General features: G+C 61.2%; 23 protein-coding genes and 6 tRNA genes. 6 read left to right on the top strand and 23 right to left on the bottom strand.

Annotated elements, in window-relative coordinates; all coding sequences use genetic code 11:
- Positions 1 to 186: 186 nt before the first annotated feature.
- From murB to QMK50_RS22100, 8 genes are all read right to left on the bottom strand, one after another.
- On the bottom strand, positions 187 to 1,206 hold the full coding sequence (murB, locus tag QMK50_RS22135) for a UDP-N-acetylmuramate dehydrogenase (RefSeq protein WP_320333942.1): 1,020 nt from the start codon (positions 1,204 to 1,206) through the stop codon (positions 187 to 189).
- The gene (locus QMK50_RS22130; protein WP_159994492.1) at positions 1,203 to 1,667 is read right to left on the bottom strand and encodes a low molecular weight protein-tyrosine-phosphatase; all 465 of its coding nucleotides are present in this window, start codon (positions 1,665 to 1,667) and stop codon (positions 1,203 to 1,205) included. The genes murB and QMK50_RS22130 overlap by 4 nt, the downstream gene beginning before the upstream one ends.
- Positions 1,667 to 2,431 (bottom strand): 3-deoxy-manno-octulosonate cytidylyltransferase, encoded by a 765-nt coding sequence (gene kdsB / locus QMK50_RS22125; RefSeq protein ID WP_320333941.1) that lies wholly within the window; start codon positions 2,429 to 2,431, stop codon positions 1,667 to 1,669. Before kdsB ends, QMK50_RS22130 begins: the two co-directional genes overlap by 1 nt.
- Complete coding sequence (locus tag QMK50_RS22120; protein ID WP_095167619.1) at positions 2,428 to 2,613, bottom strand: Trm112 family protein; 186 nt, start codon at positions 2,611 to 2,613, stop codon at positions 2,428 to 2,430. The genes kdsB and QMK50_RS22120 overlap by 4 nt, the downstream gene beginning before the upstream one ends.
- A gap of 24 nt (positions 2,614 to 2,637) precedes the next feature.
- Complete coding sequence (gene lpxK / locus QMK50_RS22115; RefSeq protein ID WP_095167617.1) at positions 2,638 to 3,648, bottom strand: tetraacyldisaccharide 4'-kinase; 1,011 nt, start codon at positions 3,646 to 3,648, stop codon at positions 2,638 to 2,640.
- Positions 3,648 to 4,076 carry a biopolymer transporter ExbD gene (locus tag QMK50_RS22110; protein ID WP_320333940.1) on the bottom strand — a complete coding sequence of 143 codons (429 nt, stop codon included), beginning with the start codon at positions 4,074 to 4,076 and terminating at the stop codon, positions 3,648 to 3,650. Before QMK50_RS22110 ends, lpxK begins: the two co-directional genes overlap by 1 nt.
- A complete protein-coding gene (locus tag QMK50_RS22105) occupies positions 4,073 to 4,708 on the bottom strand; it encodes a MotA/TolQ/ExbB proton channel family protein (protein WP_162530197.1) in 636 nt (211 codons plus the stop codon). Before QMK50_RS22105 ends, QMK50_RS22110 begins: the two co-directional genes overlap by 4 nt.
- A 105-nt stretch (positions 4,709 to 4,813) precedes the next feature.
- A complete protein-coding gene (locus QMK50_RS22100; protein ID WP_320333939.1) occupies positions 4,814 to 7,054 on the bottom strand; it encodes a DNA internalization-related competence protein ComEC/Rec2 in 2,241 nt (746 codons plus the stop codon).
- Positions 7,055 to 7,189: 135 nt separating this feature from the next.
- Here QMK50_RS22100 and QMK50_RS22095 point away from each other — a divergent pair, with 135 nt between their 5' ends.
- Positions 7,190 to 7,711: a DUF2062 domain-containing protein gene (locus QMK50_RS22095; protein ID WP_095167612.1), complete on the top strand. Its 522-nt coding sequence runs from the start codon at positions 7,190 to 7,192 to the stop codon at positions 7,709 to 7,711.
- Positions 7,712 to 7,760: 49 nt separating this feature from the next.
- Here the strand turns inward: QMK50_RS22095 and QMK50_RS22090 are convergent, their stop codons facing one another.
- The 4 genes from QMK50_RS22090 to QMK50_RS22075 all read right to left on the bottom strand — a co-directional run bounded on the left by QMK50_RS22090 (position 7,761) and on the right by QMK50_RS22075 (position 10,929).
- The gene (locus QMK50_RS22090; protein WP_095167610.1) at positions 7,761 to 8,540 is read right to left on the bottom strand and encodes an ABC transporter permease; all 780 of its coding nucleotides are present in this window, start codon (positions 8,538 to 8,540) and stop codon (positions 7,761 to 7,763) included.
- Positions 8,537 to 9,469, bottom strand: coding sequence for an ABC transporter ATP-binding protein (locus QMK50_RS22085; RefSeq protein WP_320333938.1), 933 nt, complete (start codon positions 9,467 to 9,469; stop codon positions 8,537 to 8,539). Before QMK50_RS22085 ends, QMK50_RS22090 begins: the two co-directional genes overlap by 4 nt.
- A gap of 133 nt (positions 9,470 to 9,602) precedes the next feature.
- Positions 9,603 to 10,226, bottom strand: coding sequence for a glutathione S-transferase (locus tag QMK50_RS22080; RefSeq protein WP_320333937.1), 624 nt, complete (start codon positions 10,224 to 10,226; stop codon positions 9,603 to 9,605).
- A gap of 43 nt (positions 10,227 to 10,269) precedes the next feature.
- Positions 10,270 to 10,929 carry a transglutaminase family protein gene (locus QMK50_RS22075; RefSeq protein WP_320333936.1) on the bottom strand — a complete coding sequence of 220 codons (660 nt, stop codon included), beginning with the start codon at positions 10,927 to 10,929 and terminating at the stop codon, positions 10,270 to 10,272.
- A 250-nt stretch (positions 10,930 to 11,179) separates the two neighbouring features.
- On the opposite strand from QMK50_RS22075, the gene QMK50_RS22070 reads away from it, so the two are divergent.
- The gene (locus tag QMK50_RS22070) at positions 11,180 to 13,627 is read left to right on the top strand and encodes an acyl-CoA dehydrogenase (protein ID WP_095167602.1); all 2,448 of its coding nucleotides are present in this window, start codon (positions 11,180 to 11,182) and stop codon (positions 13,625 to 13,627) included.
- Between the two features lie 95 nt (positions 13,628 to 13,722).
- The gene (locus tag QMK50_RS22065; protein ID WP_095167600.1) at positions 13,723 to 14,121 is read left to right on the top strand and encodes a PA2817 family protein; all 399 of its coding nucleotides are present in this window, start codon (positions 13,723 to 13,725) and stop codon (positions 14,119 to 14,121) included.
- Positions 14,122 to 14,311: 190 nt separating this feature from the next.
- Here the strand turns inward: QMK50_RS22065 and QMK50_RS22060 are convergent, their stop codons facing one another.
- On the bottom strand, positions 14,312 to 15,310 hold the full coding sequence (locus QMK50_RS22060) for a LysR family transcriptional regulator (protein ID WP_095167599.1): 999 nt from the start codon (positions 15,308 to 15,310) through the stop codon (positions 14,312 to 14,314).
- A 91-nt stretch (positions 15,311 to 15,401) separates the two neighbouring features.
- Here QMK50_RS22060 and QMK50_RS22055 point away from each other — a divergent pair, with 91 nt between their 5' ends.
- Together QMK50_RS22055 and QMK50_RS22050 are read left to right on the top strand one after the other, a co-directional pair.
- Positions 15,402 to 16,028 carry a hypothetical protein gene (locus QMK50_RS22055; RefSeq protein ID WP_095167597.1) on the top strand — a complete coding sequence of 209 codons (627 nt, stop codon included), beginning with the start codon at positions 15,402 to 15,404 and terminating at the stop codon, positions 16,026 to 16,028.
- A gap of 83 nt (positions 16,029 to 16,111) precedes the next feature.
- Positions 16,112 to 16,750, top strand: coding sequence for a LysE family translocator (locus QMK50_RS22050; protein ID WP_320333935.1), 639 nt, complete (start codon positions 16,112 to 16,114; stop codon positions 16,748 to 16,750).
- A 42-nt stretch (positions 16,751 to 16,792) separates the two neighbouring features.
- Here QMK50_RS22050 and QMK50_RS22045 read toward each other — a convergent pair whose 3' ends face one another.
- The 10 genes from QMK50_RS22045 to QMK50_RS22000 form a co-directional block, all read right to left on the bottom strand.
- Positions 16,793 to 17,557: an ABC transporter ATP-binding protein gene (locus QMK50_RS22045; RefSeq protein WP_095167593.1), complete on the bottom strand. Its 765-nt coding sequence runs from the start codon at positions 17,555 to 17,557 to the stop codon at positions 16,793 to 16,795.
- Between the two features lie 68 nt (positions 17,558 to 17,625).
- On the bottom strand, positions 17,626 to 18,336 hold the full coding sequence (locus QMK50_RS22040; protein ID WP_095167591.1) for an ABC transporter permease: 711 nt from the start codon (positions 18,334 to 18,336) through the stop codon (positions 17,626 to 17,628).
- Complete coding sequence (locus QMK50_RS22035) at positions 18,333 to 19,061, bottom strand: ABC transporter permease (protein WP_095167590.1); 729 nt, start codon at positions 19,059 to 19,061, stop codon at positions 18,333 to 18,335. The genes QMK50_RS22040 and QMK50_RS22035 overlap by 4 nt, the downstream gene beginning before the upstream one ends.
- Positions 19,062 to 19,117: 56 nt before the next feature.
- Positions 19,118 to 19,900, bottom strand: coding sequence for a transporter substrate-binding domain-containing protein (locus QMK50_RS22030; RefSeq protein ID WP_095167588.1), 783 nt, complete (start codon positions 19,898 to 19,900; stop codon positions 19,118 to 19,120).
- A gap of 480 nt (positions 19,901 to 20,380) precedes the next feature.
- Positions 20,381 to 20,456, bottom strand: a tRNA-Gly gene (locus QMK50_RS22025).
- Positions 20,457 to 20,458: 2 nt separating this feature from the next.
- Positions 20,459 to 20,534, bottom strand: a tRNA-Glu gene (locus tag QMK50_RS22020).
- A gap of 84 nt (positions 20,535 to 20,618) precedes the next feature.
- Positions 20,619 to 20,694 (bottom strand) — tRNA-Gly (locus QMK50_RS22015).
- Positions 20,695 to 20,697: 3 nt separating this feature from the next.
- Positions 20,698 to 20,773: transfer RNA gene (locus QMK50_RS22010), tRNA-Glu, on the bottom strand.
- A gap of 104 nt (positions 20,774 to 20,877) precedes the next feature.
- A tRNA-Gly gene (locus QMK50_RS22005) sits at positions 20,878 to 20,953 on the bottom strand.
- Between the two features lie 2 nt (positions 20,954 to 20,955).
- Positions 20,956 to 21,031, bottom strand: a tRNA-Glu gene (locus tag QMK50_RS22000).
- A gap of 370 nt (positions 21,032 to 21,401) precedes the next feature.
- On the opposite strand from QMK50_RS22000, the gene QMK50_RS21995 reads away from it, so the two are divergent.
- On the top strand, positions 21,402 to 22,160 hold the full coding sequence (locus tag QMK50_RS21995; RefSeq protein WP_174244569.1) for a hypothetical protein: 759 nt from the start codon (positions 21,402 to 21,404) through the stop codon (positions 22,158 to 22,160).
- The last annotated feature ends 7 nt before the right edge of the window (positions 22,161 to 22,167 follow it).

Below are 22,167 nucleotides of genomic sequence, written 5' to 3'. Positions count from 1 at the left end.
AGCGAGGGTTCGGAACACGCAGATCGACTCAGGCTAATGGGCTCTCTTGTGAAGATGGGTCTTCACCGGGCCTTCGGTGGAGCAAAATGAAAACATCGTCAGAAGCTCACGTTAACTGATCATTAACAAAAAAGCCCTGCAACCATTAGGGTGTGCAGGGCTCTGGGTTCAGCGTTCAAGCGTAGCTCAATAGCGGTTCGGTTCCATTTCCAACTCGACATTAAAACGCTCGAATATGTCTTTCTGGATCCGCTGCGCCAGCGCGAGCAACTCAAGCCCGGTGGCACCGCCATAGTTGACCAGCACCAGCGATTGCAAGCGGTGTACTCCGGCGTCACCTTCGCGAAAACCTTTCCAGCCCGCCTGCTCGATCAACCAGCCGGCCGCCAGTTTGACCTGGCCATCGGCTTGTGGATAACCGACCAGGCCCGGGTGCGCGAGGCGGATTTGCGCGGCCAACTGGGCGCCGACCAGCGGATTCTTGAAAAAGCTGCCGGCGTTGCCGAGCACGGCCGGGTCAGGCAGCTTCTCACTGCGAATGCTGCAAATCGCCTGGCTGACATCGCTGGCGCTCGGCCGCTCGATGCCCTGCTCGGTCAGGCGCTGGCGCACCGGACCGTATTCCAGGTGCAAATGCTCGACCCGGTCCAGGGCAAAACGTACCCGCAGGATCAACCAGCGGCCAACCTGTTGCTTGAACAGGCTGTCGCGGTAGGCGAAGTTACATTCGGCCAGGGTGAAATCCCGCAGCTCGCCGGTCTGGCGATCGAGGGCCGTCAACCCGGCGAACACGTCCTTGATCTCCACCCCGTAGGCCCCGATGTTCTGCATCGGCGCCGCGCCTACCGTGCCGGGAATCAGGCTGAGGTTCTCAAGACCCGACAAGCCCTGCGCCAGCGTCCACAGCACAAAGGGGTGCCAGGCTTCGCCCGCCTCGGCTTCGATCACTACACGCGTGCCATCGTCGCTCAACTGGCGAATCCCGCGAGTGGCCATGCGTAGCACCAACGCCGGGATGTCCGCCGTCAGCAGCAGGTTGCTGCCCGCGCCAATCACCAGCAATGGCAGCCCGTGGTCGCCGGCATACGCCAGCGCCTGGCGAACGTCGGCATCGCTTTGGGCCTCGGCGAACAGCTGCGCGCGCACATCCACGCCAAAGCTGTTGAACGGCTTGAGCGAAACCTGCGACTGCAGGTGCAAAGTCATAAGCGTCCCTTCAATTCAATCACCAGCAAATCGCAGGCCTGCTCGATCAGGTCCAGCACCTGTTCGAAGCCATGCTCACCGTCGTAGTAAGGATCCGGCACGTCATCGACACTCGACTCATATCGACGCAGGAACAGGTCCAGCTCAGCCTTGCCCTGGGTGGGCTGCAGGGTCTTGAGGTGGCGCAGGTTGCTCTGGTCCATGGCCAGGATCAGGTCGTAGCTGGAGAAGTCGGCACGCGTTACCTGTTGCGCCCGTTGCGCCGACAGGTCGTAGCCACGGCGCAGGGCTGCGGCCTGGCTGCGCTTGTCGGGCGGATTGCCGACATGCCAGTCGCCGGTACCTGCAGAAGCCACGTCGACCTGCCCGGTCAGCCCGGCTGCACGCAGCTTATGCCGCAGTACGCCTTCGGCCGTCGGCGACCGGCAGATATTGCCCAGGCAGACAAACAGAACCCGCATCAGGCCTCCAGCAGGCGACGGACGCGCTCGAGGTCTTCAAGGGTGTCGACCCCCGCTGGCGGGGCAATAAGGGCATCGGCGACATGGATCCGCACACCGTGCCAGAGCGCGCGCAGCTGTTCCAGGCACTCGGTGTCTTCCAGCCAGCACGGGCCCCAGCTGACGAAGTCATGCAGGAAGCCGGCACGGTAGGCGTAGATCCCGATATGACGGCGGTACGGCACGCCTTCAGGCATTTGCGTCTGGCTCTTGGCGAACTGGTCGCGCGCCCACGGCAGGGTCGCCCGGCTGAAGGTCAACGCCAGGCCATTGAGGTCGCTGTCGACCTTGACCACATTGGTGTTGAACAGGGTTTCAAGGTCTTCGATCGGTTCGGCCAGGGTCGCCATGCCCGCTTCGGCATGGGCTGCCAGGTTGGCGGCGACCTGGTCGATCACGCTCGGCGGAATCAACGGCTCGTCACCCTGGACGTTGACCACGATGGCATCTGGCGCCAGGCCCAACTGGGTGGCCACCTCGGCCAGGCGGTCAGTGCCGGAGTTGTGGTCGACCCGGGTCATCACCACTTCGCCACCAAAGGCCTGGCAGGCCTCGACAATGCGCGCGTCGTCAGTGGCGATTACCACTCGTTGGGCGGCACTTTTACGCGCCTGTTCCCAGACATGCTGGACCATCGGCTTGCCGGCAATCATCTGCAGGGGCTTGCCCGGCAGGCGCGTGGAGGCAAATCGCGCCGGAATCACCACGGTGAACGCGTTGCTCATTTGTCCAGGCGCTCTTCGGTGGTCAGGGTACGGGCTTCGGTTTCCAGCATGACCGGAATGCCATCACGAATCGGAAATGCCAGGCCAGCACCCTTGCTGATCAGTTCGGTCTTGTCGGCGCTGAGCTTGAGTGGACCTTTGCAGATCGGGCAGGCGAGGATGTCGAGCAATTTGGTGTCCATGAAAAACTCCCTGGAAAAAAGCGTTTAAGGCAAAAGACGTGCGGGCAACAGCCGCATCAGCTGCGTATCGAACCAGGCCACGAAAGCCGGTGAAGGCGCAGCATCGACCGCCAGGTACCACCAGTCGGGGGCAGCAAAGGCTCGGCATTTCACCGCATCCTTTTCCGTCATGACCAGCGGTAGCGATGGCGTGAAATTCAAGGCCGCCGCGCTGTATTGCGCGTGGTCGGCAAACGCATGTGGCACAGGCTGCCAGTGTAGCGTTTCAAGGGTAGTGAAGAAACGTTGCGGATTGCCGATCCCGGCCACTGCGTGCAACGCCTGCCCCGCTGGAAAATGCTCGAGGCCGCGGCGCTCGCCGGTTAACAGGTTGACCAGAGCCGTGGGTTGCAAGCGGAATGCAAAACCATCGTCGGCATCAGCCAGGGCGCCGTTGTACAGCACCGCATCAACGCTTTGCAGGCGCTCCACCGGCTCGCGCAACGGCCCAGCCGGCAGGCAACGACGATTGCCCAGGCCGCGCGCGGCATCGATCAGCACCAGTTCGAGGTCGCGCGCCAGGCGGTAATGCTGCATGCCGTCGTCGGAAAGGATCAGGTCCAGCGGCTCGGCGGCCAACAACGCACGGACGGCGCGACTGCGGTCCGGATCGATCATCAAGGGCACGCCAGTGCGCTGGACGATCAGCAGCGGCTCATCGCCGGCCATCGCGGCTGTTTGTTGCGCCTCGACCCGCCAGGGCAACTGCGGCGGCGTCGCCCCGTAGCCACGACTGACCACCCCGACCCGCAGGCCGGCGCGCTGGCAGTGTTCGATCATCCACAGAATCAACGGCGTCTTGCCGGTGCCCCCGACCGTGATGTTGCCGACCACGATCAACGGCACCGGGGGCTGGTAGATCTCGCCCTCGCCCGCCAGGAACCGCCGGCGCTTGGCCGTGACCACGCGCCGGTACAACCACTCCAGTGGCCACAAGACTTTAAGCGCCGGATGACCGGCGTACCACGCGGCGAGCAATCGATCGGACATGGCCATCAGGGTGCCGGAGCCGCCTCGACAGTGGTCATGCGCAAATGGGTGAATCCCAGCTTGCCGGCGGCGTCCATGGCGGTGATGACCGCCTGGTGCTGGGTCTTGCCATCGGCGCTGATGGACAGCGGCAGGTTGGTGTCGCCATTGGACTGTTTTTTCAACGCATCGATCACGCTAGCCAGGTCGTTCTTGGGCAGCACCTGGTTGTTCACCGAGAACGTCCCGTCGGCGCTGATGGCGATGTCCAGTTGCTTGGCCTGCTGATCTTCGGCCGGCGAGCCGCTGACCGCTTCCGGCAAATCGACACGCAGCTGGGTTTCCCGGGTGAAGGTAGTGGTCACGACGAAAAACAGCAGCAGGATAAACACCACGTCGATCAGCGACGCCAGGTTGATGTCCACATTCTCCCGTGGCTTGCGGCGGAATTTCACGCTTTGCCCTCGGTCAGGTCGACGTCACGGTCGCCCTGCACCACTTCAACCAGCTTGATCGCCTCCTGCTCCATGCCGACCACCAGTTCATCGATACGACGCTGCAGGAACCGGTGGAAGAACACTGACGGAATCCCCACCATCAGGCCCGCGGCCGTGGTGATCAGGGCCTTGGAAATCCCCCCGGCCAGCACCGCGGCGTTGGTGGTCATGCCCGAGCCCATGAACGAACTGAAAATATCGATCATGCCCAGCACCGTACCCAGCAACCCCAGCAATGGCGCCATGGCCGCAATGGTACCGAGCGCATTGATATAGCGCTCCAGCTCATGAATGACCCGGGCGGCAGCCTCTTCGATGCACTCCTTCATGATCTCGCGACCATGCTTGGAGTTGGCCAGGCCCGCGGCGAGGATTTCCCCCAGCGGCGAGTTGGCGCGCAATTCCTTGAGTTTTTCTTTATTGAGTTGCTTGTCCTTGATCCACACCCAGACCTGCCCGAGCAAGTGCTCCGGGGTCACACGGCTGGCCCGCAGGGTCCACAGGCGCTCGGCAACAATGCCCAATGCAGCGATCGAACTCAAAATGATCGGCAACATCATCCAGCCGCCGGATTTGACCAATTCCCACACAGTGACAGTCCCCTCGAAAAAGTGCGCCACTTTAGCATACCGACAGGCCATAGAGGCCGGGCCCGCCGACGACCGTGCCCGGCAAAGGCACCAGGCCGCGCCGCCTCAGGGTGCGGGGCTGACGGACGGTGCTCTGTGCCAGAAACGTGCTCCACGACGCATCGCCTGCGGCGCCGCGAAGTCCCCCAGAAGCAGGCGCACCGCGCCGTGCTCGGCACTGTCATAGATCTGCACTCCCAGGCGTTGATAACGCTCGACCACCTGCGGATGGGGATGACCGAAGCTGTTGCCATGCCCCCGGGAAATCAGTACCCCCTGGGGCGCCAGCGCGCGGACAAAAGCCTCGGATGAAGAACTGCGGCTACCGTGGTGTGGCGCTTGCAACCAATGGCTGTGGACCGCCAGCGACGAACCGAGCAACACCCGCTCGGCACGGGCGTCAATATCACCGGTCAGCAGCAGGCGCTCACCATTGGCCTCGATCTGCAACACACAGGAATTCTGATTGCTGTCAGTCGCCCCAGGCCAATGCCACAGGGTAAACCGCACACCGTCCCACTCCCACTGCTTGCCACTGGTACAGGGCAAAGCGCGCAATTCATCCGGCAGGTCCGGCGGTTCGCCGCTGATCACCTGCGTGACCGGTAGGCCACGCCAGATCGAGCGAGCGCCCCCGGCATGATCGGCATGGGCGTGACTGATCAGCATCAGGTCCAGGTGGCGGACACCGAACTTGCGCAACGCCGGCAGGACCACCTGCGCTCCGAGGTCAGAGTCGCGAAAACCCGGGCCGGTGTCATAGAGCAAGGTGTGCTGCCGGGTGCGCACCACAATCGCCAGGCCCTGGCCGACATCCAGTTGCCAGACTTCGGCCCGGCCTTCGGGCAGCTCCCGGAGCGGCGCGAACACCAGGAGCAGCAACATCGGCCAGCCGAGCAACCGCAGCGGCAAGCCCTTGGGCAGCAACAGCAATACCGCGCCCAGCACGGCGATCGCCCAGGCCCACAGAGGTACTGCCGGCGCCACCCAGGCCGGCAGTTTACCCGCCACCCAGGCCAGCGCGCCGAACAGCCCCTCGAGCAAACCGCCAGCCAACCACAACAGGCCCTCCCCGACATAGGGCACCGGCAGCAATAACGTGCCCAACAAGGCTGGGGGCAGGACCAACAAGCTGATCCAGGGCACGGCCAACAGATTGACCAAGGGGCCGGTGAGGCTGATGGGCAGGTTGAGGATCAACAGCACCGGACATAAGCCCAGCGCAATCAGCCACTGGGCACGGGTCCAGGTTTGCCACCAGCGCCACGGCCCCAGTCGCCCGCCAAAGGTGAAAATCAACACCGCCACCGCAGCAAACGACAGCCAGAACCCCGGGCGCAAGCTGGCCATGGGGTCCAACAGCAGCACTGCATTGAGCGCCAGCAGCCATGACCACCAGGCCCCAAGATGGCGAAAGCGCAGGCGCCATAACAACACCAGGCCAATCATCACGCAGGCCCTGCGCACGGGCACCTCGAATCCCGCCAGCAGCCCATAGCCCAGTGCCGCGGCGAACGCCAGGCCACAGGCCCAGGGCAACCACGCCAGGCGCTGCGGCCACAGGCCATACCGGGCGAGACCCGCAATCAGCAGATAGACCATCCCCGCCAGCAAACCCACGTGCTGTCCGGAAATCACCAGCAAGTGCACGGTGCCGGTGTCCTGCAGGACTTGCCAGTCGGCACGGCTCAACCCAGAGCTGTCGCCCAGCACCAACGCCGCCAGTGCCCCTTCTCGGCCCTGGGCGTCGACGGCCAGCAAACGCTGGCGAACCGCGTCGCGCCAGGCCCATTGCGCAGGCTGCAGGCGCTGTCCGTCCTTGACGGTGGCCGTGGCACCGATGCGTTGCGCCAACAGCCAGGCCTCGTAATCAAAGGCATGGGGGTTGAGCAGGCCCACGGGACGCTTGAGCTTCACGGCCAGCCGCCAGCGTTCGCCGCTGTTGACCCGCGGCCCGTCATACCAGGCCAGCCGGAGCAACTTCGGCACCTCGGTGCGCCGCGCCTGGGCATCGGCCAACTCAAAGCGCACCACGCCGGGTGTGTACTGCGGCAAGCCCACGACCCGACCTTCGATCCAGCGGGTCTGGCCGTCGAGCTCCGGCGCCAGGCGATTATCGAGCGCCCACTGCGCACTGCTACAGGCCCACACCAGGCCCAATAGAAACAACGCCAGCGGGTAGGTGCGAAACGGCAGCAGCATCAGCGCCAGCAAGACCATCGCCAGCAACATCCCGACCGGTGGTAAGGCCGGCAAAAAAACCAGGGTCAACAGACCCAGTGCAAGCGCCAACATCCCTGTGCGCATAAGCCCGTCCTTGAGAGTGCCCTCTCTTGGATTAGCCGAGTCACGGCGCCGCGCATTTATTAATTGTCACAAAGTCTGAATGGGCGTTTCCTTGAATCCGGGCATACTTGCCGCCTGAACTGACCGAGAAGCCCTATGCCCCGGCGCTTATTCAAACGTTACATGCCAGACCCGAGCAGCATCAGGGAACACAAGTCCTTACGCTTTCTCGGCACCCTGCTGCATGACCCGAACCTCTGGCACCTCAACCGCCACTCGGTAGCCCGGGCCATGGCGGTGGGCCTGTTTGCCGCCTTTTTGCCGATCCCCATGCAGATGCTGGTAGCGGCGGCACTGGCGATTTCGGTGCGTGGCAATATTCCGATCGCGGTGAGCCTGGTCTGGCTGACCAACCCGATTACCATGCCAGTGGTGTTTTTCTGCACCTACCAGACCGGCGCCTGGCTGATGAATGTGCCTGCCCGCAGCCTGCCGGAGGAACTGACCTGGGAATGGATCAGCGGTGAACTGTCGACGCTGTGGCAACCGTTCCTGCTAGGGTCGGTGGTGGCCGGCCTGGTGCTCGGTGCCCTGGCTTACTGCATGACCATGACCTACTGGCGCTGGTGGGTCGGCCGGCAATGGACGCGCCGCAAAAAAGCTCGGCGAACCAAATAAAAAACGGCACCTCGCAGGGTGCCGTTTTTATTGTCGCAGGGTGCCTGTATCAGGTGCGCATCCCGCGACCACTGACCAGCAACCGTGCACAGCCGACGTACAGCACCACGGTGGCCACCAGCATGAAGGTGATGGCGATGCTGATCTTGATGTCCGACACGCCAAGAATGCCGTAGCGGAAGGCATTGACCATGTGCAACACCGGGTTGGCCAGCGACACCGTCTGCCAGAACGGCGGCAGCAGGCTGATGGAGTAGAACACCCCGCCCAGGTAAGTCAGGGGGGTCAGCACAAAGGTCGGGATAATCGAGATATCGTCGAAGTTACGCGCAAACACCGCATTGATGAACCCCAACAACGAGAAGATGGTGGCCGTCAGCACCACCACCAGGATAGTCACGCCCAGGTGATGCACCTGCAAGTCAGTGAAGAACATCGACAGCAAGGTCACGATCACCCCAACCATCAAGCCGCGCAGCACACCGCCCAGGGTGTAGCCGATCAGAATGGTATGCGGTGAAACCGGCGACACCATCAGCTCTTCGATGGAGCGCTGGAATTTGCTGCCGAAGAAACTCGACACTACGTTGCCGTAGGAGTTGGTGATCACCGACATCATGATCAACCCCGGCACGATGTACTCCATGTAGGTGAAGCCACCCATGTCACCGATCTGCCGGCCGATCAGATTACCGAAAATCACGAAGTACAAAACCATGGTGATCGCCGGCGGCAGCAAGGTCTGCGGCCAGATCCGGGTAAACCGGCGCACTTCACGGTAAACGATGGTGTTGAGGGCAACGAGGTTGGGTTGCAGTTCGGAACTCATATGGCCACCTTCGCCAGGTTTTTCTCCACCAGGGACACGAACAACTCCTCGAGGCGATTGGTTTTATTGCGCAGGCTCAACACTTCGATGTTCTGCGTCGCCAATTGAGCGAACAACGCCGTGATGCCCACCGCTTTATCCACCTGGACTTCCAGGGTATGGCTGTCGATCAGCCGGCTCGGGTAGCCGATCAACTGCGGCGCCACCTGCATGTCGTGCTTGAGGTCGAGCAGGAACGTCTCGACATGCAACTGACCGAGCAGGTTACGCATGCTGGTGTTTTCGACAATGGTGCCGTGGTCGATGATGCCGATGTTGCGGCACAGCTGCTCAGCCTCTTCCAGGTAGTGGGTGGTGAGGATGATGGTGATGCCCTTCTGGTTCAGCTCGGTGAGAAAGCTCCACATCGAGCGCCGCAGTTCGATATCGACGCCGGCAGTAGGTTCGTCGAGGATCAGCAGGCGCGGCTCGTGCACCAGCGCGCGGGCGATCATCAAGCGGCGCTTCATGCCGCCGGACAGTGAGCGCGACGGAACATCGCGCTTGTCCCACAGGCCAAGCTGGGTCAGGTACTGTTCGGCCCGCTCCTTGGCAACCTTGGGGGGAATGCCGTAGTAGCCCGCCTGGGTCACTACGATGTCGAAGGTCTTTTCGAACTGGTTGAAGTTGAACTCCTGGGGCACCACGCCGATGCTGCGCTTGAGCGCGGCCGGGTTGCGGTCCAGGTCGTGACCGAAGATATTCACGCTGCCACTGGTCTTGTTGACCAGGGTCGAGAGAATGCCGATGGTGGTGGATTTGCCAGCCCCGTTGGGGCCGAGCAAGGCGAAGAAGTCACCTTCAGCGACATCCAGATCGATACCACTCAGGGCCTGGAAACCGTTGCCGTAGGTTTTGGTTAGCTGCCGGATGGACAGAGCAGAACTCATATCGGATTTACGCACCAAGAAGGGAAGTGAGAAATACGTTGCGGCTCGCGGCGAGTAAAACCACCGCGGCGCATGAGCGTTATGGTGCTTGGCGAAGTCGCACAAGTACAGTCACGCGTATTGATAGTCAGTATTAAGTCAACGCGGTCATGACCGCTTTCTGATAGGCCGGGCGCTGTTTCAGGCGCGCGTACCAGGCTTGCAGATGGGGTTGCGGAGTGCGCTCGATGGGCATCTCGAACCAGGCATAGATGAAACTGCCCAGGGGAATGTCGCCCATGCCGATCTCGGCACCGGACAGATAGGGTTGGCTGGCCAACGCCTGGTCCGCCATCGCCAGCAAGGCTTCGCACTCCTTGATCGCGGCGTTGATCGCCGACCAGTCTTGCTGCGGGGGCGGGGTGCGCAACACACCCCAGAACACAGTACGGAAGGGGCCGGCGAAACTTGAGGTGGTCCAGTCCATCCATTTTTCGGCACTGGCGCGGGCCTGGACATCGGCTGGGTACCAATGGGTCGCATTGGCGTGACGAGCCATCAGGTATCGCACGATGGTGTTGGATTCCCACAGCACAAAGTCGTCATCTTCGATCACCGGCACCCGGCCGTTGGGGTTCATGGCACGGTACTCGGGCGTATCGACAACCCCAAACGCGCCGCCGGCGTCGATGGCCTCATAGGCCAGGCCAAGTTCCTGCGCCGCCCACAGTGGTTTTCTGACGTTCGACGAGTTTTTCCGACCCCAGATCTTCAGCATGACCTTCCCTCAATGGATGAATGCCGGGGCAGTCTACGCCGGATCAAGCGTCAGACAAATCGCTCTGCATGTCCCCCAGCAGGGCCGGCATCCGCTCACTGAACAAATGCGGATAGCACTGTTGCAGATGCTCGAAAAAGAACGTCTCGGGCACATCGGCAAACTGCCCGTGATCCACCAGGTACTCCATGGACTGCAGCCCCTGGCGGTTGAAGGCATGAAACACACTGTCGTTGACCCCGTCGAACTCCAACGCCGGCACATCGAACACTTCACACAGGCGCGCATTGAACGCCGGCGTCGCCTTGACCCAGCGCCCCTGCAGATACAGCTCGGTGTACCCGTGCATGGCGAACACATCGCTCTTGAGCAAGGCGATCAGGCGCGGGGTCGACAGGTGATTACGCACATCCGCCAGGCCGATGCGTGCCGCTATGCCGCAATGCCGGGCACAGCCGGCCAGCAAAGTGGCCTTGGGCACGCAGTAGCTTTCACCGGTGGCCAGGGCAAAGCTGCCGCGCAGCGTCTCGGGATCACGACTGAAGGTATAGGGGTTGTAGCGCACGGCCTCGCGCACGGCGTAATAGAGATTGACCGCCTGCGTGACCGGGTCTGGACTGCTACCCCGATGTTTTTCGGCGAACTCCACCACCGACAGGTGGTCACTATCGATGAAGCGGCCGGGACTCAGATACTCGTGCATGAGAACAATCTCCTGGGGAAGCCCCGAGTCTAGCGACACCCTCAGCACAGAGATAACGACATATCGGCCAAACATGAGAGCTTGTCACACACCCCACGCAGCTTTTGTTCGGCTTGCCGCCCGGTTTCACAAGCGAAATACACCCCCCTATTTCCTACACATTCAAACACATAGTGCCAACCGCCCCCTTTGGCAGATGCCGACTAAGCTCTTGGGGTGGTTTTGACCCTGGTTTCACGGAGGATTGAATATGTTGCTGTTGTGGATACTGGTTCTAGTGGTCGCAATTGCCTATCTGGCTCACCGCCGCACCGCGCCCCTGCCCGCCCTGGGTATCGTCGCCGCCTACCTGCTGGCGATGGGCATCCTGAGTCACGCACCCGGCTGGTTGCTGCTGATTTTCTGGATCGCGCTGGCGGCCGTGGCCGCGCCCCTGCTCCTGCCAGATCTGCGGCGCAAGTTCTTCAGCGCCCCGCTGTTCAGCTGGTTCCAGAAAACCTTGCCGCCCATGTCGCAGACCGAACGCGACGCCATCGATGCGGGCACCGTCTGGTGGGATGGTGAACTGTTCAGCGGTCGCCCGGACTGGAACAAGCTGCTGGCCTATCCCAAGGCGCAGTTGAGCGAAGAGGAGCAGGCCTTCCTCGACGGCCCGACCGAAGAGCTCTGCGCCATGGTCAGCGACTGGCAGATCGGCCAGACCATGGACCTGCCAGCCGAAGCCTGGGCACATATCAAGGCCAACGGCTTTTTTGCCCTGATCATTCCCCGGGAATACGGCGGCAAGGGGTTCTCCTCCTACGCCAACTCGCAAGTGGCGATGAAACTGGCGACCCGCAGTGGCGACCTCGCCTCGACCGTCATGGTCCCCAACTCACTGGGGCCGGCCGAACTGCTGCTGCACTATGGCACCGAAGAACAACGCAACCACTACCTGCCGCGCCTGGCCCGTGGCGATGACATCCCGTGCTTCGCCCTGACCGGCCCGCTGGCAGGTTCCGACGCCGGCGCGATGCCTGACACCGGGATTATCTGCAAAGGCCAATGGCAAGGCGAGGAAACCCTGGGCCTGCGCCTGAACTGGGAAAAGCGCTACATCACCCTGGGCCCCGTGGCCACGCTGCTCGGCCTGGCGTTCAAGGCCTATGATCCGGACCATCTGCTGGGCGACGAGGAAGACCTGGGCATCAGCCTGGCCTTGATTCCCACCGATACCGATGGCGTGGAAATCGGGCGCCGCCACCTGCCTCTCGGCGCGTCGTTCATGAACGGGCCCAACTCCGGCAAGGACGTTTTCGTGCCCCTGGAATTCCTCATTGGCGGCCAGGAGATGCTCGGCAAGGGCTGGATGATGCTGATGAACTGCCTGTCGGTGGGACGCTCGATTTCGTTGCCAGCCGTAGGCACGGGCGCCGCCAAGTTCACCAGCCTGGTCACCGGCCAATATGCCCAGGTGCGCGAACAGTTCAACGTGCCGCTCTCGGCCTTCGAAGGTATTCAGGAAGCCATGGCGCGCATCGGCGGCAATGCCTGGATGATGGACGCGGCCCGCATGCTCACCGCCAGCGCCCTGGACCTTGGCGAAAAACCCTCGGTGCTCTCGGCAGTGCTCAAGTATCACCTCACCGAACGGGGTCGCGAGTGCATCAGCCACGCAATGGATGTGCACGGCGGCAAGGCGATCATCATGGGCCCGAACAACTACCTGGGACGTAGCTGGCAAGGTGCGCCGATCTTCATCACCGTGGAGGGCGCGAACATTCTCTCGCGCAACCTGATGATCTTCGGCCAGGGCGCGATCCGCTGCCACCCGTTCGTTCTCAAGGAAATGGCCCTCGCCGGCCGCGAAGACAAGGACCAGGCACTGAAAGAGTTCGACGGTTTGCTGCTCAAGCATATCGGCTTTGCCGTGAGCAACGCGGCCAGCACCCTGGTCCTCAACCTCGGCTTTGGTCATCTGGAACACAGTCCCGGCGACAAACTCAGCCAGGGTTACTTCCGCGCGCTCAACCGCCAGGCGGCTGCCTTCGCCATGCTCGCCGACCTGAGCATGATGTTGCTGGGCGGCGAACTGAAACGCCGTGAACGCCTGTCAGCCCGCCTGGGCGATGTACTGAGCAACATGTACCTGGCCTCTGCCGCGCTCAAGCGTTATCACGACCTCGACTCGCCCGAACACATGCGGCCGCTGTTCACCTGGGCGATGGAGGAAAGCCTGGGGCAGTCCGAACGGGCGCTGGACGAGCTGTTGAGCAACTTCCCGAGCAAGGTGCTGGGCTGCCTGCTGCGGGTCATCGTGTTTCCGTTCGGGCGCCGACACAAAGGCCCGGACGACCGACTCGGTGCCGAAGTGGCAGGCGTGATCGGCCGGGCCAAGGGCGACCCGACCCTCGAGGAGCTGCTGGGCGGCTGCTACCGTCCGCAAGCTGTCGAAGATCCGGTGGGCGCCCTGCAACATGCCTGCAATCTGCTGAATGCGGTCCATCCGCTGCAGAAAAAACTCCACCTGGCCCTCAAGAACGGGCAGTTCAAGCCCGCTGCCGGGGAAAACCTCATCGACGCGGCCCTTGAGGCCGGGGTGCTGCAAGCCGTGGAGGCGCAGAGCCTGCGCGAAGCCGAAGCGGCGCGTCGCAAAGTGATCGACGTCGATGACTTTTCCAAGGAGCAACTGCAACTGGCCGAGGGCAAAGTCCGCTAGGCCCCTGGCCCGTCCAGCGCGGCGGAGATGAAAAACGGGCGCCAGAGCTATATACTCCGGCGCCCGTTTTGCTTTAGTTCTAGAGGACTCCCGTTATGCTCGACCAAACTCTCGTCCAGCTCGACCTCCTGCGCAGTATCCTGGTCGCTGTCGGTGAAGCCGAGCAGGTCCCGGAAGAAAGCCATGCGCTGTTCCTGGAACGCTTCGATGAACTGCGTGCCGCCCTGCCGATCGATCCGATCGAAAGCCAGTACCTGGGCCAGGACCTGATGTGCCAGATCATCCAACGCTACCCGCAAATCGCCCATATGGTCCCACGCGACCTGCTGTGGTACTTCGCCGGTGACTGCCTGCACTACATGCCCGACGATGAGATCGACCTGTACCAAGCCCTGGAAGAACGTCGCTTCGAAGCCGAACAGAACGACGAACCTTTCGACTGGAACCAGGAAAAACAACTGCTGGCCCTGTCGAATCAGGACAGCAAGCACTGATCAACAGCAGGAAGCGAACCTCCTACAGCACAGCCAAGCAGGCCGACCGCTAGGTCGGCTCATTGAAGGGCGGCGAGGACTGTGTCCTCGAACGCAGCCTCGCGGGCTCGGTAGCTGCTACGGGGGATTGGCGGAAATCGCCGTCGCGGGCAAGCCCGCTCCCACAGAAATGCCCCCCTCCCGCACTACCTCAGAACAACCCCTCACTCTCCGGCAACTCATAGTGCGCAACAAACGTACCCACCCCAGCCGATTTCCCGGGCTTACTCAGCGTCGGCTCTTTCTCCAGACACTCCACCAGATAGTCAATGAACACCCTCAGCTTGGGCGGCAAGTAACGCGTCGGCGAATGCAGCAACCAGGCGCCACCACTGTAGGAAGCGAGAAAGCTCCAGTCCGCTAGCACCTGCACGATCAACCCCTGCTCAAGGGCATGCCGGGCGGTGAAGTACGGCAGGCTGCCAATGCCGATATGCTGCAACACGGCCCCCAGGCGCACCCCGGTGTGATTGGCCGCATATCGCCCGCGCACGCCGACGGTCACCGCCTTGCTGCCTCGCTTGAACTTCCAGCGCGCATCGCTCGGCGTTTCGCCCAGGTAGATGCAACTGTGATTCAGCAGGTCGTGAGGATGGCTCGGCGTGCCGTGCTCCGCCAGGTACTGCGGCGTCGCACACAGCAGGTGGTCGATGGTCAGCAACTGACGCCCCACCAGTCCCACCGGTGGGCGGTCGGTGATGCGGATCGCCAGGTCGACATGGTCGTCGATCAGGTCGACCTCGCGGTCCTCCAGGAGCAACTCGACATCGACCTTGGGATAGCGCCGCAGAAACTCTGGCATATGCGGATGGATCACAAACCGCCCCACAGCCTTGGGCACGCTGACCCGCACCAACCCTTCAGCCTCCTGGGTAAACTGGCCACTGATTTCCATGACCGAACGGGCGGCGCTGACCATCTCCTGGCAGCGTTTGAACACCTCTTCGCCGCCATCGCTCAGGCGCAACTTGCGCGTGGTGCGTTGCAGCAGCCGGGTGGCCAGGGCCTTTTCCAGGCGCGAGATGCTCCGGCTCACCGCCGAGGGAGAAGAACCCAGCTGGCGCGCCGCTTCCGAGAAGCTGCCGGTCTCGACCACCTTGACGAAAATCGCCATTTCACCTAACAGCGGTAACGGTAGATTTATGCTCACAGCGCAACAGTCCTTTGATGTTTGAACGGATTATCACGCTATTGCGCCATCCATATAATAAAAAACGGAAATTTTGATAAGAGCCTGGAATATGACGCTTCGCCTGTTCTTCCACAGCGATGAACACAGTGCCAACGTGGAAGTCCTGGAGTGCACGCCCTACGAGAACGAATTTGCCGTCGTACTGCGTGCCACGCTGTTCCATCCCCAAGGTGGTGGTCAACTCTGCGACACCGGCTGGATCGGTGAAAGCCAGGTCCTGCGGGTGGTTCAGGAGCCCGAGCGCATCGTGCACTACGTCGATCGGCCCATCAGCCCCGGCATGACCCGCATCCGCCTCGACGAGCAACGTCGCCAACTCAATACCCGGCTGCATACGGCCGGGCACTTGATCGGGCACTTTGCCGAAACCCTCGGCTGGATTCCGATCAAGGGTCATCACTGGCCAGGTGAGGGACGGGTGACGTTCAAGCCGGGCGAGACACCCACAGAGTTCGATGCCAGTGCCCTGCAAGACGCCCTGGCCCAGTGGATTGAAGACGACCTGCCGCGCCTGACCTCGCTGCGCGAAGGCGCGCGGGAAATCAGTTTTGGTGAACTACCGGCCTACGGTTGCGGCGGCACCCATGTGCGGCGCCTGCAGGAACTCGGCACGGTGACCATCGCCAGCCTCTCGCAAAAGAAAGGCACGCTGTCGGTGCGCTACGACGTCAGTTGAGCCCCGACCTGCCCCTCCCCTGAAAGCACACGTTCCCGGCATGCTCGCCAGAGCATGCTCCCCCCCTACCTGCTGGAGTTGAGATGCTTTCGAATTATCTGGGTGAGTTCCTGGCGTTGGCGACCATCCACTTTCTCGCCGTGGTGGCCCCGGGGCCGGATTTTGCGGTGACGATCCGCCAGAGCGTGAGGTTTGGCCGCTGGGTGGGGATCTGCACTGCGCTGGGTATTGGCGCGGGCATTTCAGTGCATGTGCTGTACACCGTGCTCGGCGTCGGCGCACTGATGCACACCACGCCCTGGTTGCTGACGGTGGCCAAGGTGCTGGGGGGTGGCTACATCGTTTATCTGGGCGTGAGCCTGCTGCGCAGCAAACCCAAGTCGACGCTTGACAGCGAACCGGCCACCGCCACAGCCGAAGCCCCGCAGAGCCTGGGCAAAGCCTTTACCACCGGCTTCCTGACCAACGCCACCAATCCCAAGGCAACGCTGTTCTTTCTGGCGATCTTCACCACACTCATCAGCGCCACCACGCCGCTGGGGGTGCAGGCGCTGTACGGACTGTGGATGTGTTTGGTCAACGCCCTGTGGTTTGTCCTGGTGGCACTGTTCTTTTCCAGCAACCGGGTGCGCCAGCAGTTCATGCGCATGGGCCACTGGTTCGAACGGACCATGGGCGTGATCCTGATTCTGTTTGCCGGACGCCTGCTGCTCTCGCTGTAGCAAACTGCGCGCGCCCAGCCCCGCGGTCGGACGCGCAAGCAGTCACTTCAGATTACCGCTGAGAAACTGTTGCAGGCGCTCGCTCTTCGGATTACCCAGCACTTCCTCCGGCGCCCCCTGCTCTTCGACTCGCCCTTGATGCAGGAACAGCACCTGGTTGGAGACCTTGCGCGCAAAGCTCATTTCATGGGTGACCATGATCATCGTCCGACCCTCTTCGGCCAACCCCTGGATCACCTTGAGCACCTCCCCCACCAACTCCGGGTCCAGGGCCGAAGTGGGCTCGTCGAACAGCATGACTTCCGGCTCCATTGCCAGCGCACGGGCGATCGCCACCCGCTGCTGCTGTCCACCGGAGAGGAACGCCGGATACTGCTCTGCCACACGAGCCGGCAGGCCGACCTTTTCCAGATAACGGCGAGCCCGCTCTTCAGCCTCTTTCTTGCTGACACCCAGCACCCGGCGCGGCGCCATGCTGATGTTTTCCAGCACCGTCATGTGGCCCCACAGGTTGAAGTGCTGAAACACCATCGCCAGGCGCGTGCGCAGGCGTTGCAACTCGGCGTCGTCGGCCACGCGCATGCCATGGTGATCCTTGACCATGCGAATCGACTTGCCGTCCAGGCTCATGGCACCGTCGTTGGGGGTTTCGAGAAAGTTGATGCAACGCAAAAAGGTGCTCTTGCCCGATCCACTGGCGCCGATCAGGCTGATCACATCCCCGGTCTTGGCTTTGAGGGAAACCCCCTTGAGCACTTCGTGGCTACCGTAACTCTTGTGCAACTCTTCAATGGTCAGTTTGTACATGGGCGCAAACATCCAGAAAGAAAAAAGGTACGTCGCGGCGCATCGGTCGCAGACGGTGACTGCCGCCCTTAATGGGCTGGACCGAGAAATGCCAGCCAGCGGCGTTCGGCAACCCGGAACAGACCGACCAGGGCAAAGGTTACGGCCAGGTAGATCAACGCGGCGATGCCGAACGACTGGAACGTCAGGAAGGTTGCCGAGTTGGCGTCCCGCGCGACTTTCAGGATGTCCGGGATGGTCGCGGTGAAGGCCACGGTGGTGGAGTGCAGCATCAGGATCACTTCGTTGCTGTAGTAGGGCAACGAACGGCGCAGGGCCGAAGGCATGATCACGTAGGCATACAGCTTCCAGCCCGTCAGGCCATAGGCCTTGGCAGCCTCGACTTCGCCGTGGTTCATGCTGCGAATCGCCCCGGCGAAAATCTCCGTGGTGTAGGCACAGGTGTTCAGGGCGAAGGCCAGGATCGTGCAGTTCATCGCGTCGCGAAAGAACGCATCGAGCACCGGTTGCGCGCGGATCGCGGCGAGGCTGTAGATCCCCGTGTAGCAGATCAGCAACTGGATATACAGCGGCGTGCCACGGAACAGGTAGGTGTAGAACTGCACCGGCCAGCGGATGTAGAAATGCGGTGAAACCCGGGCAATCGCCAGCGGGATCGACACCAGGAAGCCGATGCAGATCGAGGCGCTGAGCAGCCACATCGTCATCGCCAGGCCGGTGATGTGGTAGCCGTCGCTGTAGAAGAACGGCTTCCAGTACTCCTGCAAGAGCTCAATCATCGCACTGCCTCCCGGGAACCTGCCGCGTAGTGCTGCTCAAGCCAGCGCAGGACGACATTCGACGCACTGGTGATCAGCAGGTAGATCAGCGCCGCCAACACCAGGAAAAAGAACAACTGATAAGTACTCTTGCCGGCGTCCTGGGCGGCCTTGACCAAGTCGGCCAGGCCGATGATCGACACCAGCGCGGTGGCCTTGAGAATCACCATCCAGTTGTTGCCGATACCCGGCAAAGCGAAACGCATCATCTGCGGGAAGACCACGAAGCGAAAGCGCTGCGCACGACTCAGGCCGTAGGCGGTAGCAGCTTCCATCTGGCCACGGGGCACGGCGAGGATCGCGCCACGGAAGGTCTCGGTGAAATAGGCGCCATAGATAAAGCCCAGGGTGATGACCCCGGCGCCAAATGGATTGATCTCGATGTATTCCCACTCCATGGCCACCGTGAAACTGGTCAACCAGGTTTGCAGGCTGTAGAAAATCAACAGCATCAGCACCAGGTCCGGCACCCCACGAATCAAGGTGGTGTAGAGCTGGGCGGGAATTCGCAACAGTTTGAGGCTGGACAGCTTGGCGCTGGCGCCGAGCAGTCCGAGCAGCACACTCAGCAGTAGGGACAAAATCGATAACTTGACGGTCATCCAGCTGCCTTCCAGCAACAGAGGGCCAAAACCCTGCAAGCTGAATGCGGAAAGCCCGAGCGTCTGTAAGAGAGCTTCGAACATAATTCACAGGACCTATAGCGATAAAGAAGCGCCCTCCCCGAGAAGGGCGCGGGACGTTATTTGCCGCTGTAGAGATTCAGATCACCGAAGTGTTTTTTCTGGATCGCCGCGTAGGTGCCGTCATCGTGCAGCGCCTGGATGCCTTTATTGATCAGGGCCTTGAGTTCGGTGTTGCCCTTGGCAATACCCACCGCGGTCTTGGCCGGTAACAGCGGACTGTCAACGGGCGGGCTGACTTCGTAGTCGACACCTTGTGGCGACTTCAAGAAGCCCAGCTCGGCTTGCAGCATGTCCTGGATCGAGGCGTCGAGACGGCCGGAAATCAGGTCGGCGTAAACCTGGTCCTGGTTGGCGTAGGCCTGGGTTTCCACGCCAGCCTTGTCCAGTACTTGCTTGGCATAGGCCTCTTGAATGGTGCCCTGCTCGTAGCCGACTTTTTTGCCCTTAAGCGAAGCCAGGTCGATACCTACAGTGGAACCCTTCTTGTAGACCAGGGCAGTTGGCCCGGAGAACAGCTCACTGGAAAAATCGATGACTTTTTCCCGAGCCGGGGTAACGGTCATCGAGGAAATCACACCGTCGAACTTGTTGGCCTTGAGTCCAGGAATCGTGCCGTCAAAATCACTTTCTACCCACCGGCACTTGACCTTCAACTCGGCGCAGATCGCGTTACCCAGATCGATATCGAAGCCCACCAGGCTGCCATCGGCGGCCTTGGATTCGAAGGGTGCATAAGAAGGATCGACGCCAAAACGCAGCTCCTTGTAGTCCTTGGCCAGGGCAGCACCGGCAGCCAGGCAGAGGGTCAGCGCAGAAAGGGTCAGCAATGTTCTTTTCATTATTATCAATTCCTAAAACCATGACGGGCGCTTGTGACCCATGGATACGGTCAGGGACTGCGCGCAAGACGCTAAACCTGATCCCGAACCTCAAGCGCTAGCTTCAAAAGCAATCCAGTGCGCCGAGCTTCGACCTCAACACTTACGCACATAGACTTACTTGTACGTACAAGCATATGCAATCACTCAGCCAACTCCCCCGCGCAAGGCCAAACCGCCCCAGGCGAAAGGCACGCAAGCCCACAGGCACGGGGGTTTCGCCGTACATAAACAGTGTATTGAGGATCAGGCCGTTCAAGGTTCAGACTGTTACCCGGTGCGCACTTCGCCCGGTATTGGTGCGTCCGGTAACAATTTGAGAGGTTTAATGGCGAGGGGAAACACCCGGTGGGCAGCAGGTATTGCCACTTGAATGGCGAGGCAACAAAAAAACCCACGCACACAAAAACGCCGCTCGATGAGCGGCGTTTTTGATGAATATGGAGCGGGAAACGAGACTCGAACTCGCGACCCCGACCTTGGCAAGGTCGTGCTCTACCAACTGAGCTATTCCCGCAATGGCGTCCCCTAGGGGACTCGAACCCCTGTTACCGCCGTGAAAGGGCGGTGTCCTAGGCCACTAGACGAAGGGGACACAGCAACTACTACCCGCAACACATGGCGTGTGCTGCGGTGACCAACAAAAACGCCACTCACTGAGTGGCGCTCTCGTTAAATTTGGAGCGGGAAACGAGACTCGAACTCGCGACCCCGACCTTGGCAAGGTCGTGCTCTACCAACTGAGCTATTCCCGCAAATGGCGTCCCCTAGGGGACTCGAACCCCTGTTACCGCCGTGAAAGGGCGGTGTCCTAGGCCACTAGACGAAGGGGACACGCTACCCGGAACACATGGTGTGTGTTTCGGTGTCCAGATCCGCATCCGAAGACTTGGTTCTGGTTTCACTCAGCACCGCCCGAAAGCACTGCTGTTTAAAATTGGAGCGGGAAACGAGACTCGAACTCGCGACCCCGACCTTGGCAAGGTCGTGCTCTACCAACTGAGCTATTCCCGCATTGGCGTCCCCTAGGGGACTCGAACCCCTGTTACCGCCGTGAAAGGGCGGTGTCCTAGGCCACTAGACGAAGGGGACACAGCTACAACTTCACTCCCTACCGCGTTTTGCTGTTCGCTTTACGCTGTAAGTGGCGCGCATTCTATGGATGGATTGAGGGGTCGTCAACCCCCCGATATAAATTTATTTAAATCAATGACTTCGCTGTCCTTTGTGGGACGTTTCGGGGTTTTCGGCCGACCGGTGTTTGACGCCTATATTCTGGCACTCGCCAAGGCGCTATAGTCCTTGGCACACCGATAGTGGCATTGTGCATCCATCGACCACCTACCCCTATCGACCGCTGCAGGGCCCGTTTCAACTCGTCGCACCGCCCTATCCGCCCCCAGGCTTAGCCACTACACTCGCACCCAAACCCAATAAAGAGGTCTTCACGGTGACACCACTCATGATCACCCTGCTAGTAATAGTCGGGATCGCACTACTGATCGCTATTGGCTACATGAACAATGTGGTGGAAAACAACAAGCTGCAAAAGGCCCGCACCAAGGTTGAACTCAATGACCGCTTGCGCCGCTGCGGCGAAATCACCGAGACCTTCCCCGGCCAGTTGATGACACCGGCCCTCAAGTTGCTGCTGGCTCGCCTGGAACTGAACGTCTGCCAGCGCATGCTCAATCTGGAGAAATCCAGCACCCCCTTGAAAAGCCGCATCGAAGAGTTGAAGGCCTTGATTGCCCAGGGCGAATCGATTCCGGTGAACAACCCGCCGGCGCCGATCCTGACCGAGGCCAAGGCCAAGGACGTACGTTTCCTGCTCGAAGCCTTGCATGGACAGGTCACTCGCGCCGCCCACGATGGTTTCCTGCCCACCAACGAGGCAAAAAGCTGGATTCGTGAAATCCGCCACATCCTGGTGCTGCTGCACATCGAGTTTTTCAGCAATCTGGGCCAGCACGCCCTGCAACAGGAGCAACCTGGCCAGGCGCGCCTGGCATTCGAGCGTGGCGTGCAGTACTTGCGCAAACAACCCGATCCGCAGGCCTACAGTGAACAGTTGAAGTTCCTGGAAAAACTCCTGGCCCGCGCCAACTCCATGGTGCTGACCAACATTGCCCCGGTTGAAGGTGACGTGAATGAGTTGACCGAGGGCCTCAAGGAAGTCGAGGCCGATGCAGACTGGAAGAAGAAAGTCATCTACGACTGATATCACC

It is taken from the genome of Pseudomonas sp. P5_152, assembly GCF_033989915.1.
Classification (GTDB): domain Bacteria; phylum Pseudomonadota; class Gammaproteobacteria; order Pseudomonadales; family Pseudomonadaceae; genus Aquipseudomonas.
Note: the sequence above shows the minus strand (reverse complement) of the source record. Positions and strands in the feature narration are given on the sequence as shown.